Genomic DNA, 14,077 nt, shown 5'->3' on the forward strand with positions numbered 1-14,077 from the left:
CTGCCGCTGTGCCGCCTGCGCTTCACCGGTGTCCTGCACACCTGGGGCTTCGCGATCTACCTCGCCAGCCGAGGGAAATATGAGGACAACTTCCTGCCCACCGGACTGCCCGCCGGCTCACCCGAAGACGCCCTGGACTGCGCCTGCCTCCTCTACCTCGGCGACCCCACCCCCTGACCAACACCCCTCCACAAACTTCCGCGGAGCAGCACTAGTTCACCGGGCACCTGGCCGCCGCTGTGGCCCCAGGACTGCCAGATCATCTTGGTCGTGGTGCCCTGCGACGTGAGTGTCCGGTACGTGGCGGTGGCCTCGTTCAGGTTGAACAGGCTGTCGGTCTGGCCCTGGATCAGCAGGGTGGGCGCCTTGACCTTGCCGAGGCAGGAGACCGGGGAGACGCTGCGCGCGTAGTCGAGCATCGCGCCGGTCCTGTCGGCCGGGTAGCGGCCGGAGTTGAGCAGCCGGATCGTGTCGCAGGCCTGGGCGGCGAAGTGCAGACAGGTGAGGCTGCCGAACCGGGACGGGTCGAGGCTGGGGGCGAGGATCGTCTGTCCCTCGCCCATCAGGTAGAAGCCGTTGGTCCACTGCCACTTGAAGACACCGGGGGTGTCCGAGGAGAGGCCCTTGCTCGTAGCCGCGTTGTTGGGATCGAGCGCGTACGACAGGTCGTTCCAGGTGATCAGCGGGACGAGGGCGTCGACGCGGCGGTCGACGGCCGCCGTGGCCATCTGGATGGCGCCGCCGTACGAGCCGCCGATCATGCCGACCCGCGGGTCGCCCTCGCCGTCCTTGGTGACGAAGTCGGCCTTCGTCCCGTCGTCGGCGGCGCGGGTCCCGGCGAGGTAGTCGATGAGCCCGCTGGCGGCCCTGCCGTCGATCGCCGGGTCGTCGAGCGTGATCAGGCAGCCGGACTTGCCGAAGCCGAGGCCGGAGTAGACGAGTCCGACGTAGCCGCGGGAGGCGAAGGCCTTGCCGATGGCGTCGGTCGAGCCGTCCGACTTGCTCCCGCCGAAGCCGTTGGTGGCAAGGCCGGCGGGGGCGGGATGAGCGGCGTCGGCCCCGGCGGGGCGGTAGAGGTCGGCGTCTACGGTGCAGGAGCGGCCGCCTGCTGTGACGGTGAACTTCAGTGCGGTGACGGTGTATTCCGAAGCGGCGGCCTTGGTGGCGGCGTGTGCCGTGCCGGTGAGGGCCAGAGGTGCGACGAGCGCCGCCCCGGCCACGTAGGCGAAAGACTTACGGGACCGGGATCTGCGAACAACGCGTGACACGAAGACCTCCACAGCGAGGGCGCCCTACCGGCCAGTAGGTACTGGGGCGCGCTCATGCTGTGATACGCGTCATAGACGTGTCAACGTTCGCGACAGCGCTTCCTGAAGGATGTTCAACTTCTTCGCATCCGGAGTACGTTCAGATCAGCGCGGGCACCTCGACCGTGAGCGTGCCCGGACCGCCGTCCTCCGGCGCGTCGAGCACCGCGGGCACACCGAGTGGGATCGTCAGTGCCGTCGGGCCGTGCCCGAAGCCCAGCTCCTCCACGACGGGCACGCCGAGCCCGCCGAGCCGGTCGGCGAGGACCGCACGCACCTCCTCGTACGGTTCGCAGCCCTGCCACGAGCCGCAGGCGACGCCGGATATCCCGGACAGCGCCCCGGCCCTCAGGAGCTGGGTGAAGATGCGGTCGAGGCGGTACGGATCCTCCGTCGTGTCCTCGATCATCAGCAGCCCGCCCCGGGCGGACGTCCGGGCGTGCGGGGTGCCGATGTCGGCGGCGAGCAGGCTCACACAACCGCCGTACGTGATGCCGCGGGCCCGGCCCGGCACCAGCGCCCCGGCCGTGCGAAGGCCGAGGGTCCGTACCGACTCCGGCTCGAACAGGGTGGCCCGGAGCGACTCCTGGGTGTCCGGATCCTTGAGGAAGGTCTCCGTGGCGGCCATCGGTCCGTGCAGCGTCGAAAGCCCCAGGCGCTGGGCAAATGCCTCATGCAGCACAGTGATGTCGCTGTAGCCGACGAACACCTTGGGCCCGGCCGCACGCATCGCCGCCCAGTCGACCAGGTCGACCATGCGGTGCGCCCCGTACCCACCTCGGGCACACAGCACCGCCTCGACCGACGGATCGCACCAGGCCTCCTGGAGGTCCCGGGCGCGCTCCACGTCCGCACCCGCGAGATAGTCCAACTCCGGGTGGACAGCCCGGACATGGGGCATCTCGACAGGCTCCAGGCCCCAGCCGCGCAGCACATCGAGGCCCGCTTCCAGACGGTCGCCGGGCACCGGTCCGCTGGGCGACACGACGGCGACCCTGGCACCCGGTCGCAGGCGGGCGGCACGGGTCAGAGGAGTCAGAGTCACTTCTTCAGCTCCAGTTGCGGTACGTCGGGGCGGTCGATGCCGAAGGTCTGTGCGTAGAGGGAGAGTTCGGCCTCCAACGCGGCGATCATGGTGTCGGCACGCCGGAATCCATGGCTCTCCCCCTCGAAGGTGAGATAGGCGTGCGGGATGCCGCGGCCTTCGATCGCGGCCAGGAACCGCTCGCACTGGACCGGCGGGCAGATCACGTCGTCGAGCCCCTGGAGCAGCAGGAACGGGGTGGTCAGCCGGTCGGTCCGGTTGATCGGCGACCGTGCGCGGTAGCGGTCCGGCACCTCGGTGAGCGGGCCGACCAGGGACTCCAGATACTGCGACTCGAAGTCATGGGTCTCGTCGGTGCCCCAGCCGGTCAGATCGAGGATGGGATAGCTGACAGTGCCGCAGGCGTAGACATCGGTGCTGGTCAGCGAGGCGGCGGTGGTCCAGCCGCCGGCGCTGCCGCCGCGGATGGCGAGCCGGTCCGGGTCGGCCGCGCCCTCGGCTGCCAACGCCCGGGCGACGGCGGCGCAGTCCTCCACGTCGACGACGCCCCACTGTTGGCGCAGCCGGTTGCGGTACGTCCTGCCGTAGCCGGTGGAGCCGCCGTAGTTGACCTCGGCGACGCCGATGCCGCGCGAGGTGAAGTAGGCGATCTCCAGATCGAGGACGAGCGCGGCATGCCCCGTGGGACCGCCGTGAGCCCACACCACATAAGGTGGCAACTCGCCTTCCGGACCGACCCGTTCGGGGTTGCGCGGCGGGTACATGTGGGTGTGGATGTCACGGCCGTCGGGCCCGGTGAAGGTGCGCTGGTGCGGTTCGGGGTAGTACGCGGGATCGACCTCGTCACGGTGACGGGCGCCGATGATCCGGGTGCGGCCGGTCGCGGTGTCCAGCTCCACGATCTCGTACGTGCTCCGCGGGCTCGCGGCGACACCGATGACCCGGCTGCCGTGCACGGCGAGCGTCTCGGCCCATTCGGTCCAGGGCCCCGCGATGTCGGCGAGCTCACCGGTCTCCGGATCGAGGATGCCGAGGGTGGTGGTGCCCTTGCCGTGGATGGTGGCGATCAGTCCGTTCTCCAGCGGCCGGAACCAGCCGAGCCCGATCTTCCAGAGCGGCCCGGCGAACTCCTGCTCCCGTGTGCAGAGCGCCACCGTGCCCCGGTGCGGATCGGCGCGGTACAGGTTCCACCAGCCGTTGCGGTCGCTCGCGAAGAGGAGTTGTCCGTCGGCGGTCCATTCGATCTGTGGCACCGATTCCTCGGGGCCGCCGCCGAAGCTCCAGGCGTTGCGGAACGTGCCGTCGTCGGCGACGTCGGCAAGCATCACTTCGGTGCCGTCCCACGGCATCCGCGGATGGTCCCAGGCGATCCACGCCACCCGCCGCCCGTCGGGCGAGAGCTTCGGCCCGGTGACGAAGCGGTGCCGGTCGTCGGAGAGTTCGCGCACCGCGCCGCGGTCGTCGGCCGCCGATCCGTCCAGCGGCACGGCGGCGATCACCCGGCGCACCTCGGTGGGCGCCTCGCCGGTGAACTCCTCCAGGACACACCACACTTCGCCCCGCTCGCCCCGGTCGAGGTGCAGCTGCGGGTCGACCCAGCGCAGTCCACCGCCGACGTCCGACAGCGGGGTGAGCGGCCACGGCTCGCCGGGCCCGTCCGGCGCATACGCGTACAGCCGCTGGTCGGTGAAGTTCACGAAGACGACGAGCGGCCCGCCGCCGGCGCGCCCGGCGCCGGCCCAGGGCCGTCCGCCGTACTCGATGACACGGCTGCGGACGTTCCACGGAACGGGCAGCACGGAGTCGGTGGTCCCGTCCGCCCGGCGGCGGACCAGGGCGCGGCGGCCCGCCTCGGCGGGGCGCGGCTCCGTCCACCACACCTCGTCGCCGACCACGCCGACATACTCCGGGCGGCCGTCGTGCGACGCGGCCAGCCGTGCGTCGATCGGTGACGGCCATGTTCCGTAGGCCCCTGTGGACACCATGATCAATTTCCCCCCGTGCGGGTCAGGCCGTGCGCAGATAGTGGTCGAGTACGCGGACGCCGAAGTGCAGCGCCTCGACGGGCACGCGTTCGTCGACGCCGTGGAAGAGCGCCTGGTAGTCGAAGCCCACCGGGAGCTTCAGCGGTGAGAAGCCGTAGCCGGTGATGCCGAGGCGGGAGAACTGCTTGGCATCCGTGCCGCCCGACATGCAGTACGGCACGACATGACCGTCCGGGTCGAAGCGTTCGACGGCGGCGCGCATCTTCGCGTACGTCGGCGAGTCGACCGGGGCCTGCAGGGCGACCTCACGGTGGTGGAACTCCCAGTCGACATCGGGTCCGGTCAGCCGGTCCAGGGTGGCGTGGAACTCCTCCTCGCCGCCGGGCACCATCCGGCCGTCGATGTGGGCGACGGCGCGGCCCGGGATCACGTTGACCTTGTAGCCGGCCTCCAGCATCGTCGGGTTGGCGCTGTTCCTGACGGTGGGTTCGACCAGTGCGGCGGCCGGTCCGAGCTTGCCGAGGAGTTCGTCCACGTCGAATCCGGGAGCGTCGACATCCACCTGGATCCCGTGCAGCGCGGCGATCTCGGTGAGCGCCGCGCGTACGGTCGGGGTGAGCCGCACCGGCCATTCGTGCGCGCCGATCCGGGCGACGGCGGCGGCGAGTGTGCTGACCGCGTTCGCCTTGTTGACCTTGGAGCCGTGGCCCGCCTTGCCATGTGCGGTGAGCTTCAGCCATCCGGTGCCGCGTTCACCCGCGGCGATCGGATAGAGCGGCATCCTCGGTCCGGCGTGGAAGGTGAAGGCACCGGACTCGCTGATGCCCTCCGTGCACCCTTCGAAGAGTTCGGGGTGCTGGTCGGCGAGGAAGCCTGAGCCGTCGGCGGCACTGGCCTCCTCGTCGGCGGTGTACGCGATCACGATGTCCCGGCGGGGCCGGATGCCGGCCCGGGCCCAGGCCCGGACGACCGCAAGGACCATCGCGTCCATGTTCTTCATGTCAATCGCGCCACGGCCCCAGACGACCCCGTCGCGGATCTCCCCGGAGAAGGGGTGCACGGTCCAGTCGTCGGCCTCGGCGGGCACGACGTCGAGATGCCCGTGCACCAGGAGCGCCTCGGCGGACGGGTCGGTGCCCTCGATCCTGGCGACCACGTTGGTGCGGCCCGGGGTGCGTTCCAGCAGCGCGGGTGTCAGTCCGGCGGCGGCCAGCCGTTCGGCCACGTACTCGGCGGCAGGGCGCTCCCAGCAGTCGCCGTCGCCTCGGTTCGTCGTGTCGATCCGGATCAGTTCGGAGGTGAACGTCACCGATTCGTCGAGCGCCAGATCGTCGACGGAGTCCTGGGGGGTGGTCACCTCAGCCATACTGCTCCTCCACAGCGGACGACACGATCGTCGTCACCGCCTTGAACGTGCGAATACCGTCGTACATCGTCGTACTGGTGTAGGCGACACGCCGCTCACCGCTCGGCGCCACGCCGGGGACGACGGTCGCAGCCGCCGCCAGGTGCTCGGCGTCGAACTCCAGCTCCACGGTGAACGAGCCGCCCCGCACCGGTTCGCTGCGCCTGGCGAGCGCGGTCGCCTCCTTGGCAGCCGCACGGATGTCGGCGGCGGTACGGGCCGGGGTGCGGCACACCGCCGCATACCGCGACACATAGTCCTTCACAGCGACCTTGCGGGCTTCAGGGGCATATCCGTCCGCATCCACACAGGTCAGGTTGTCGCCCGTGACGAGGACGACGGGCACGCCGTACTCCGCGGCGACATGGGCGTTGAGCAGCCCCTCGCTGGCGCGGACACCGTTCAGCCAGACGCCGGTGATGGAGTTGGCGAGGTAGGTGTGCGCGAGCACGCCCTCCGTACCGGCGCCCGTGTGATAGCCGACGAACGCCATCGCGTCGACGTCCCCGTGCTGGATGCCCTCCACCATGCTCAGGGACTTGTGCTTGCCGGTGAGCATCTGGACCCGGTCGTCGAGCCGCTCCAGCAGGAGGTTGCGCATGGACCAGTGGGCCTCGTTGATGAGCACCTCATCGGCACCCCCGTCGTAAAAGCCGAGGGCCGCCGCGTTCACATCGGAGGTGAACATCGAGCGGCAGCGCTCCCACTGCGGGGTGCCGGGCAGCACATCGGCCGGCCAGGTCACCCCTGTGGCACCTTCCATGTCCGCGCTGATGAGGATCTTCACGATGTACCGGTCCTCTCACAGGTCAGAAGTCGTTGCGATCTTCCTGCCGCAACACCGTACGCGGCGGTGGAGCCCCAGGCCAGAGGTGTTTTGAGCTCCAGAGGTCCAGTCCAGTGCAAGGCCGCTCGGGGCCCGGTGTCGTGGACGGTCCGGGCGTTGCCGGAGTCCGCAGGCCCCACCGATTGCCGACTCGTCGCCCCGCCTGCGTGGCAGTGCCGGCGGCGGGGAAAGGCGGTGCGGGTCAGCGCCTGGGTTCGCGCCGCTTGCGGGCCGCCCCGACAAGTCCGTAGCCCGTCAGTACGGTCACGCCCGCGAGAGCGCCGAGGCCCGCCAGGGCCAGGGCGTTACGGCCCGTGGCAGCCAGGGCCGGCTGTGCGGATGACCCGCCGCCGACGGCGGCCCGGCGGATGAGATCGGTGACGGCGTCCGGGTGCGACAGCAGGGCGACATGGGACGCGTCGATCTCGACCGTGTGCGCGTGGGCGCGCTTCGCCTCGAATCGTTCGAGGGCCGGGGGGATGGCCTTGTCCCGGGTGGAGACCAGGGCCCAGGACGGGATGGTCTTCCACGCAGCTTCGACGGCCTTGTCCATGAACGCGGAGGCGGAGATGGGGCGTTGGGTGGCGGCCATCAGGGCCGACATGGCCGCGGGGAGGTCCGCGGCGAAGGCCTGGTGGAACTTCGCGGCCTGCAGGTAGAGGTCGGTACCGTTGGCGCCGTCGGCGTTCCGGAACGGTACGGGCTTGAGGGCCGCGGCGAGTTCACTGCCCGGGAACTTGTCGCCCAGTGCGCCGAGGGCCTCGCCCTTGTCCGGCATGAACGCGTTGACGAAGACCAGCGACTTCACCTGGGAGTTCCCGGCGGCGGCGGTGCTGATCACCGCACCGCCGTAGGAGTGCCCGACCAGCACGATCGGCCCCTGGATGCTCTTGAGGAAGCTGGCTATGTACGCGGAGTCCCCCGCAAGTCCCCGGAGCGGATTGGCCGGGGCGACGACGCTGTATCCGTCGCGCTGGAGTCGTTCGGCGACGGCGTTCCAGCTGGAGGCGTCGGCGAACGCACCGTGCACCAGCACCACGGTCGGCTTGGTGACGACAGTGGTACTGGTGTCCGCCGCCGCCGATCCGGCGGCCGCGGCGAGGACCGTCGCGGTCAGCGCCGTGGCGATCGCATGCCCGTGGCGCGTACGTGTCGGACGTATTCGCCGGTGCCTCGGTGCGAGAACGGGTGACCCAGTCATGCGGTTCTCTCTTCGGGAGGAGGGGGACGATGCACTCAGCGTTTCCGGAGCCGGCCGGTACGGCGCGGCCCGGGAAGCAGCGGAGTGACATCGGCCGACCGTCCGGGTGAAGAGGGCTCCTGGCCGCATGACGACCGGTGGATCGGGTCACCTCTTACCGGCCCGTGGTACGGATCCCTTCCCGGCGGACCGGGTGGGTTGCCCGCTCCGCCCCCTCCTCCCGAAGGACAGCACCCTCAGGAGGTCTTCAGAAGTTCCTCGATCCGGGCCAGTTCCTCGTCACTGAACTCCAGGTGCCGTACCGCCTCGACGCTGTTCTCCAACTGGGCGACACTGCTCGCCCCGACCACGGCCGACGTGACGCGTCCGCCCCGCAGCACCCAGGCCAGCGCCATCTGCGCCAGGGACTGCCCGCGCTCGGTGGCGACCTGGTCGAGCGCGCGTAGGCGGCTGACCAGCTCAGGGGTGACCGACTCGGGCGTCAGGAAGGGGCTGCTGCCCGCCGCGCGCGAGCCCGCCGGGATCCCCTGCAGATAGCGGTCGGAGAGGATGCCCTGTTCCAGCGGCGAGTAGGCGATGGAGCCGACACCCAGCTCGTCCAGCGCCGTGAGCAGCCCGTCCTCGACCCAGCGGTCCAGCATCGAGTAGCGCGGCTGGTGGATCAGCAGCGGGGTGCCGAGGTCCTTGAGGATCCTGGCCGCCTCCCGGGTCTGCTCCGGGGAGTAGTTGGAGAGGCCGACGTAGAGCGCCTTGCCCTGCCGTACCGCCGAGTCCAGCGCACCCATCGTCTCTTCGAGCGGGGTGTCCGGGTCGGGCCGGTGGGAGTAGAAGATGTCGACGTAGTCGAGGCCGAGCCGGGTGAGGCTCCGGTCGAGCGACGAGAGCACTGACTTGCGCGATCCCCACTCCCCGTACGGCCCGTCCCACATCAGGTGGCCCGCCTTGGTGGAAATGACGATCTCGTCCCGGAGCCGGGCGAAGTCCGTCCTCAGGGCGCGTCCCATCGCGCTCTCGGCGGCGCCGGGCGGCGGTCCGTAGTTGTTGGCGAGATCGAAGTGTGTGATGCCGAGGTCGAACGCCCTGCGGAGGATCTGCCCCTGGGTCTCCGCGGTCCGGTCGCTTCCGAAGTTGTGCCAGAGGCCGAGCGAGAGCGCGGGGAGCAGCAGACCGCTGCGTCCGGTGCGCCGGTACGGCATGGCCTGGTAGCGGTCGGGCGACGGGAGGTACATACGGGACTCCACAGAGCGGGGAAGGGCGCGGGAATGCGCGGGTCTCCAGGCTCCCCGACAACTATCCAGCAGTCCAACAGAAGATTCAGGTTGGATTTATCGTCTATGTTTCTCAATCATGGAGTTGCGCCAGCTGGAACATTTCATCGCCGTCGCCGAGGAGCAGCACTTCACCCGTGCCGCCGAACGGGTCGCCGTCTCGCAGTCCGGGCTGTCGGCCTCCATCCGCTCCCTGGAGCAGGAGTTGAAGACCCCGCTGTTCAGCCGGACCACACGCACGGTGCGGCTGACCGAGGCGGGCCGTGCACTGCTCGTGGAGGCGGAGCGCACACTCGCGGGCGCACGGGCTGCGAAGGATGCCGTCGATGCGGTACGGGGACTGCTGCGCGGCACGCTGACGGTGGGGGTCGAGCAGTGTGTGGCCGGTGTGCGCGTTCCGCGGCTGCTCGCGGCCTTTCACCGCAAGCACCCGCAGATGGAGATCCGGCTCCGCCAGGAGGGCACGTCGAGTCTGGTGGACGGAGTGGCGGGCGGCCGGCTCGATGTCGCGTTCGCCGCGACGGTGCGTGCCGGGGAGTGGCGTGGCGAGCTCATGCCGCTGGCGCGGGAGCGCATGGTCGTCCTGTGCGCCCCGGGTCACCGGTTCGCAGACTTGGTCCGCGTCCCATGGGACGAGCTTCCCGGTGAGTCGTTCATCGACTTCCATCCGGACTGGGGGCCGCGCCGCGCCACCGATGAGGCGTTCGCCACGGCGCGGGTGCGCCGCACGGTGGGCCTCGAGGTGAACGACGTGCACAGTCTGCTGGAGCTGGTGCACGAGGGACTGGGGATCGCCGTGGTGCCGCACCACTTCTCGCGCAAGCCCGAGGCCCTGGGACTGGTCGCGCTGGAGCTGGACGGGGCGGACCAGCCTTTCTACGAGAGCGTCGTGGTGCTTCCGGCCGCCGGGGCGATGAGCCCCGGCGCCCGCTCGCTGATGACCTTGGTGCGCAGCGACGTACGCGAGGGCGCCATGCGCTGACCGCGGTCACCCGCCCAGCGCCGTCGCGAAGGCTCCCGGCTTCTGCTCGGCCCCGCTGCACGTGTCGCTCGCCGTCGAGGTGTCCTCGTCGGTGCATTCCCGGTCGCGGAAGGTGGCCCACATGGAGAGCGCGCCGACGCCGGTCCGTCGGGCGAAGGCGCGCAGGGAGGCGGCGTCGGCGAGGGTGAACGTCTCCCCGGCCGTGTCGTTGACACCGAGCATCACCGTGATGTGCAGCGCCTTCCAGGCCTCGGAGTCCGACAGACCGAGTACGTCGGTGAGCTGGTCGTGGGTGGCTTCGGCGGCCTGCTGCGCGTAGTCGCTCATGTCGCCGTCGTGGGACGTGCTGTAGTTCATGGCCATGATGTTCACCGCGGAGAGGTCGACCTTCTGCTCGGCGGCGTCGCTCAGGAGGTCCGTGCCAGGGGTCTCCAGGCCGTCCGGCATCACGGGCAGGGTGTACGTGACGTCGAGGTGCCGCTTCTTCTGGAGCAGGCGGAGCGCCTGGTCCCGGAGTGTGACCGACGCCCGGTCGGTCAGCGCGTCGCCCTCGATGTCGAAGTCGGCCTTGGTGGCGCCCACGGCGTCGAGCACCCGGGCGTAGGCATCGGCCAGTTCCTCGGCGCTGTCGCAGGCGAGCGCCAGCTCGGTCCCCGCGGCCCCGCCGAACGAGACGCGGATGTCCGCGCCGGTCGCGGTGAGTGCGGCGACGCGTGAGGCAACCGCGGTACTGGTGGGCTCGGCGGTGCCACCCCAGAGCGGGGTGCAGGTGTCGTCGTCGGAGACGACGAAGGCGAGGTTGTACGTGTCCGGGGAACCGACCGAGTCGGTGCCGGCCGCGGTCGTGGCGCTGACGTACGGGGTGTAGGCGGTCGTGGCGGCGGAGGCCGTGGGGCCACCGGGGCGGGAGCGGGAGTAGCCGCCCTGGTTCGCCGCCGCGCCTGTCGTACAGGCCGAGCAGGCAAGCCCGAGCGCGACGAGTCCTGCGACGACGGCGGTCGTCCGGCGCGCACGGCCCGCCACACCCTTCGGAGAGCGCTTCGGTGAAATGCGCATAAGTTTGCACCTGCTCTCGTGAGAATTGTCCCGAAACAGCAACAAGAAGAACGGGGAACACCGAAAACCTCTCACACATCGCCATGTGCCCGAACCCGGCGGTTTTCCCTTCGGGACTACCGGGAAGCCGTCCTGCAATTGCTCATCACCTCATTTTCACAAGGCCTCTGACGATGCCTCAGGCATTCCGGAGAGTGCCCGGCCAGTGGTCGCCCTCTCAGTTCATCCACAGCCTTTCCGATTCTCATAGCGTTCGGCCAGGAATGGCTCAGACTTCGCACATCGCAGTTCGTCAGCATGCGCACATGCATTCCGACACCGCCATCGAGAACAATCCGACCGGACACGGCCGGCGCAAACACGCCGGCATGCGCAGGGCCCGGGCCGGCGCCGAAGCACAGGAAGGTCCCGTCTTCGTGGACAGCTCCGGGCGCCGGGCCCGGCTGCTCCGCCGCGCGGGCCTCGCCCTGGGTATCACCTGTGTCGGCTACACGGCCGTGCTGGGCCTCGCCTTCATGGGCGGCATCTCCATGTCGCCCTCGGAACTGCTGCCCTTCGACGGCGCGCCCTCCGCCCAGGGCGGCCCCGACGGAAACACACCTCCGGGAGTCACCGGCGCACCACCCGGTGGCCCTCCCGCCGACCGGCCGGGCCCGTCCCCCTCGGTGTCCGTGTCCGCGACCACGGGGACCGGCTGATCCTTGATGAACCGGAATCAGGTACGGCCCCAGCGACGGCATGCCACGCCGGGCCGGATCGAACGGGTCCGCCGGCAGGCGGTTCCCAAGCCACGGGTGATCATCGCCCTCCTGCTCCTGCTCGGCCTCGTCTCCGTGATGCTGCTCGACGGCTATCTGCGGGCCGAGGTCGGAAACGACCAGCGTGTCCGGTCCGACGCGAGCGCGAGCAAGGTGCCGGACAGCGTCCTCGACGGCGGACCGTTCCTCAGCTTCGAGGGCGGCACGGCGCGGACCCGGTCCGTACCGGACAAGACGATCGTGCTCACCTTCGACGACGGCCCGGACCCCGAGTGGACGCAGAAGGTGCTCGACATCCTGGACGACAACGATGTGCCCGGCACGTTCTTCCTGGTCGGCTCGATGATCTCGCGCTACCCGGACGTGGTGCGCCGGATGGTCGACGACGGCAACGAGGTGGGCATCCACACCTTCACCCATGTCGATCTCTCGTACCAGAGCGCGACCCGCGTCACTCGGGAGATCGCACAGACACAGCTCGCACTGGCGGGAGCCGCGGGCATCACGACGACCCTCTTCCGCGCCCCGTACTCGTCGACGAACGACGCGATCGACAACTACAGCTGGCCCGTCTACAAGAAGCTCGGCGCGATGGGCTACACCAGCGTCTTCATCGACACGGACAGCGAGGACTGGCAGCAGCCGGGCGCGTCCAAGATCATCAAGTGGGCCACACCGAAGAGCGGAAAGGGCGCCTCGGTGCTCTTCCACGATGCGGGCGGCAACCGCGCGCAGACCCTCGAAGCGCTGCCCAAGTACATCAAGAAGATGAAGGCCAAGGGCTATACCTTCACCACGGTCAGCGGCGCCCAGCAACAAGCACAGGGGCAGCAGGCACAAAGCCGGCAGGCGCAGGGACAGCAGGCACAGGCACCGCAGGGCACCCCCGGCGCCGCGGGCAGCACCCGGCAGAGCAACCCCGAGCAGGCCGCGCACCGCACGGCCGACACCGCCACGCTCTGGGAGGGCCGCGCCCTCCTCGGCGCGGTCGCCGTCGCGGAGTGGACCGTGCCCGGCCTGGCCGCAGTGCTGACGGTCGTGGGCGTCGCCGTGCTGGGCAGATTCGCGATGATGCTCGTCCTCGCCCGGCGCCACTACCGGCGACGCAACAGACGCAGGTTCTCCTGGGGGCCCGCGGTCACCGAACCGGTCAGCGTGATCGTTCCCGCGTACAACGAGAAGGAGTGCATCGCCAACACCCTCAACTCCCTGGCCGACAGCACCCACCCCATCGAGATCGTGGTCGTCGACGACGGCTCGACCGACGGCACCGCCGAGATCGCCGAGTCCCTGGGACTGCCGAACGTGCGGGTGATCCGCCAGGCGAACGCGGGCAAGCCCGCCGCGCTCAACAACGGTGTGCGACACGCGCGTTACGACATCGTGGTCATGATGGACGGCGACACCGTCTTCGAACCCGACACCGTTCAGCGGCTCGTGCAGCCCTTCGGCGACCCGGAGGTCGGCGCGGTCGCCGGCAATGCCAAGGTCGGCAACCGCACCACCATGATCGGCGCCTGGCAGCACATCGAATACGTGATGGGCTTCAACCTCGACCGCCGGATGTACGACCTGCTGCGCTGCATGCCCACCATCCCGGGCGCGATCGGGGCGTTCCGCCGCGAAGCGGTACTGGGAGTCGGTGGGATGAGCGAGGACACGCTCGCCGAGGACACCGACATCACGATCGCACTGCACCGCGCCGGATGGCGGGTCGTCTACGCCGAGCACGCGCGCGCCTGGACCGAGGCGCCCGCCTCGCTGGGGCAGCTGTGGCGACAGCGCTACCGCTGGAGCTACGGCACGATGCAGGCGCTCTGGAAGCACCGTAGATCGGTCATCGACCGGGGGCCGTCCGGCCGCTTCGGCCGGGTCGGGATGCCGCTGGTGGTCCTCTTCCAGATCGTCACACCCGTCTTCGCGCCTCTCATCGACGTGTTCACGGTCTACGCGATGATCTTTGTGGACTTCAAGGCGTCGCTGCTCGCCTGGCTGGCTGTGCTGCTCGTCCAACTGGTCTGCGCCGCCTACGCGTTCCGTCTCGACCGCGAGCGGTACCGGTATCTGCTCATGCTGCCGTTGCAGCAGATCGCCTACCGGCAGCTGATGTATCTGGTGCTGATCCACTCATGCGTCACTGCCGCGACCGGCGGCCGGCTCCGCTGGCAGAAGCTGAAGCGCACCGGCGAGGTCGGTACACCGGCCCCGGGCACGGGGGTGCGCTGATGGGGGGCGCACACCGCA

General features: G+C 69.9%; 10 protein-coding genes and 1 pseudogene. 3 read left to right on the forward strand and 8 right to left on the reverse strand.

The features are described 5' to 3' along the window. Positions 1-191: 191 nt before the first annotated feature. From ABZV38_RS28160 to ABZV38_RS28190, 7 genes and pseudogenes are all read right to left on the reverse strand, one after another. A pseudogene (locus ABZV38_RS28160) lies at positions 192-1,280 on the reverse strand (CocE/NonD family hydrolase); the annotation flags it as partial. 127 nt (positions 1,281-1,407) lie between these two features. Beyond that, positions 1,408-2,352 (reverse strand): LD-carboxypeptidase, encoded by a 945-nt coding sequence (locus ABZV38_RS28165; RefSeq protein WP_356331239.1) that lies wholly within the window; start codon positions 2,350-2,352, stop codon positions 1,408-1,410. Beyond that, the gene (locus ABZV38_RS28170; RefSeq protein WP_356331240.1) at positions 2,349-4,337 is read right to left on the reverse strand and encodes a prolyl oligopeptidase family serine peptidase; all 1,989 of its coding nucleotides are present in this window, start codon (positions 4,335-4,337) and stop codon (positions 2,349-2,351) included. The genes ABZV38_RS28165 and ABZV38_RS28170 overlap by 4 nt, the downstream gene beginning before the upstream one ends. A 22-nt stretch (positions 4,338-4,359) precedes the next feature. Beyond that, positions 4,360-5,703, reverse strand: coding sequence for a M20/M25/M40 family metallo-hydrolase (locus ABZV38_RS28175; RefSeq protein WP_356331241.1), 1,344 nt, complete (start codon positions 5,701-5,703; stop codon positions 4,360-4,362). Continuing rightward, positions 5,696-6,529 (reverse strand): M55 family metallopeptidase, encoded by an 834-nt coding sequence (locus ABZV38_RS28180; protein ID WP_356331242.1) that lies wholly within the window; start codon positions 6,527-6,529, stop codon positions 5,696-5,698. The genes ABZV38_RS28175 and ABZV38_RS28180 overlap by 8 nt, the downstream gene beginning before the upstream one ends. A gap of 241 nt (positions 6,530-6,770) precedes the next feature. Then, complete coding sequence (locus ABZV38_RS28185) at positions 6,771-7,769, reverse strand: alpha/beta hydrolase (protein ID WP_356331243.1); 999 nt, start codon at positions 7,767-7,769, stop codon at positions 6,771-6,773. Between the two features lie 236 nt (positions 7,770-8,005). Further along, positions 8,006-8,998: an aldo/keto reductase gene (locus ABZV38_RS28190; RefSeq protein ID WP_356331245.1), complete on the reverse strand. Its 993-nt coding sequence runs from the start codon at positions 8,996-8,998 to the stop codon at positions 8,006-8,008. A 118-nt stretch (positions 8,999-9,116) separates the two neighbouring features. Here ABZV38_RS28190 and ABZV38_RS28195 point away from each other — a divergent pair, with 118 nt between their 5' ends. Beyond that, a complete protein-coding gene (locus tag ABZV38_RS28195; protein WP_356331246.1) occupies positions 9,117-10,019 on the forward strand; it encodes a LysR family transcriptional regulator in 903 nt (300 codons plus the stop codon). 6 nt (positions 10,020-10,025) lie between these two features. On the opposite strand, the gene ABZV38_RS28200 is transcribed toward ABZV38_RS28195, so the two are convergent. Then, positions 10,026-11,075: a chitinase gene (locus tag ABZV38_RS28200; protein WP_356331247.1), complete on the reverse strand. Its 1,050-nt coding sequence runs from the start codon at positions 11,073-11,075 to the stop codon at positions 10,026-10,028. A gap of 305 nt (positions 11,076-11,380) precedes the next feature. Here ABZV38_RS28200 and ABZV38_RS28205 point away from each other — a divergent pair, with 305 nt between their 5' ends. Both ABZV38_RS28205 and ABZV38_RS28210 read left to right on the forward strand, forming a co-directional pair. After that, complete coding sequence (locus tag ABZV38_RS28205) at positions 11,381-11,773, forward strand: hypothetical protein (protein WP_356331248.1); 393 nt, start codon at positions 11,381-11,383, stop codon at positions 11,771-11,773. Between the two features lie 6 nt (positions 11,774-11,779). After that, complete coding sequence (locus ABZV38_RS28210) at positions 11,780-14,059, forward strand: bifunctional polysaccharide deacetylase/glycosyltransferase family 2 protein (protein ID WP_356331249.1); 2,280 nt, start codon at positions 11,780-11,782, stop codon at positions 14,057-14,059. Positions 14,060-14,077: the final 18 nt, after the last annotated feature.

It is taken from the genome of Streptomyces sp. NPDC005181, assembly GCF_040608395.1.
Lineage (GTDB): Bacteria > Actinomycetota > Actinomycetes > Streptomycetales > Streptomycetaceae > Streptomyces.

Excerpts from the sequence above, each read along its gene's own strand:
- ABZV38_RS28170 (WP_356331240.1), bottom strand. The coding sequence starts at position 4,337 with ATGGTGTCCACAGGGGCCTACGGAACATGGCCGTCACCGATCGACGCA.
- ABZV38_RS28205 (WP_356331248.1), top strand. The coding sequence starts at position 11,381 with ATGCATTCCGACACCGCCATCGAGAACAATCCGACCGGACACGGCCGG.
- ABZV38_RS28175 (WP_356331241.1), bottom strand. The coding sequence starts at position 5,703 with ATGGCTGAGGTGACCACCCCCCAGGACTCCGTCGACGATCTGGCGCTC.
- ABZV38_RS28185 (WP_356331243.1), bottom strand. The coding sequence starts at position 7,769 with ATGACTGGGTCACCCGTTCTCGCACCGAGGCACCGGCGAATACGTCCG.
- ABZV38_RS28210 (WP_356331249.1), top strand. The coding sequence starts at position 11,780 with ATGAACCGGAATCAGGTACGGCCCCAGCGACGGCATGCCACGCCGGGC.
- ABZV38_RS28200 (WP_356331247.1), bottom strand. The coding sequence starts at position 11,075 with ATGCGCATTTCACCGAAGCGCTCTCCGAAGGGTGTGGCGGGCCGTGCG.
- ABZV38_RS28195 (WP_356331246.1), top strand. The coding sequence starts at position 9,117 with ATGGAGTTGCGCCAGCTGGAACATTTCATCGCCGTCGCCGAGGAGCAG.
- ABZV38_RS28190 (WP_356331245.1), bottom strand. The coding sequence starts at position 8,998 with ATGTACCTCCCGTCGCCCGACCGCTACCAGGCCATGCCGTACCGGCGC.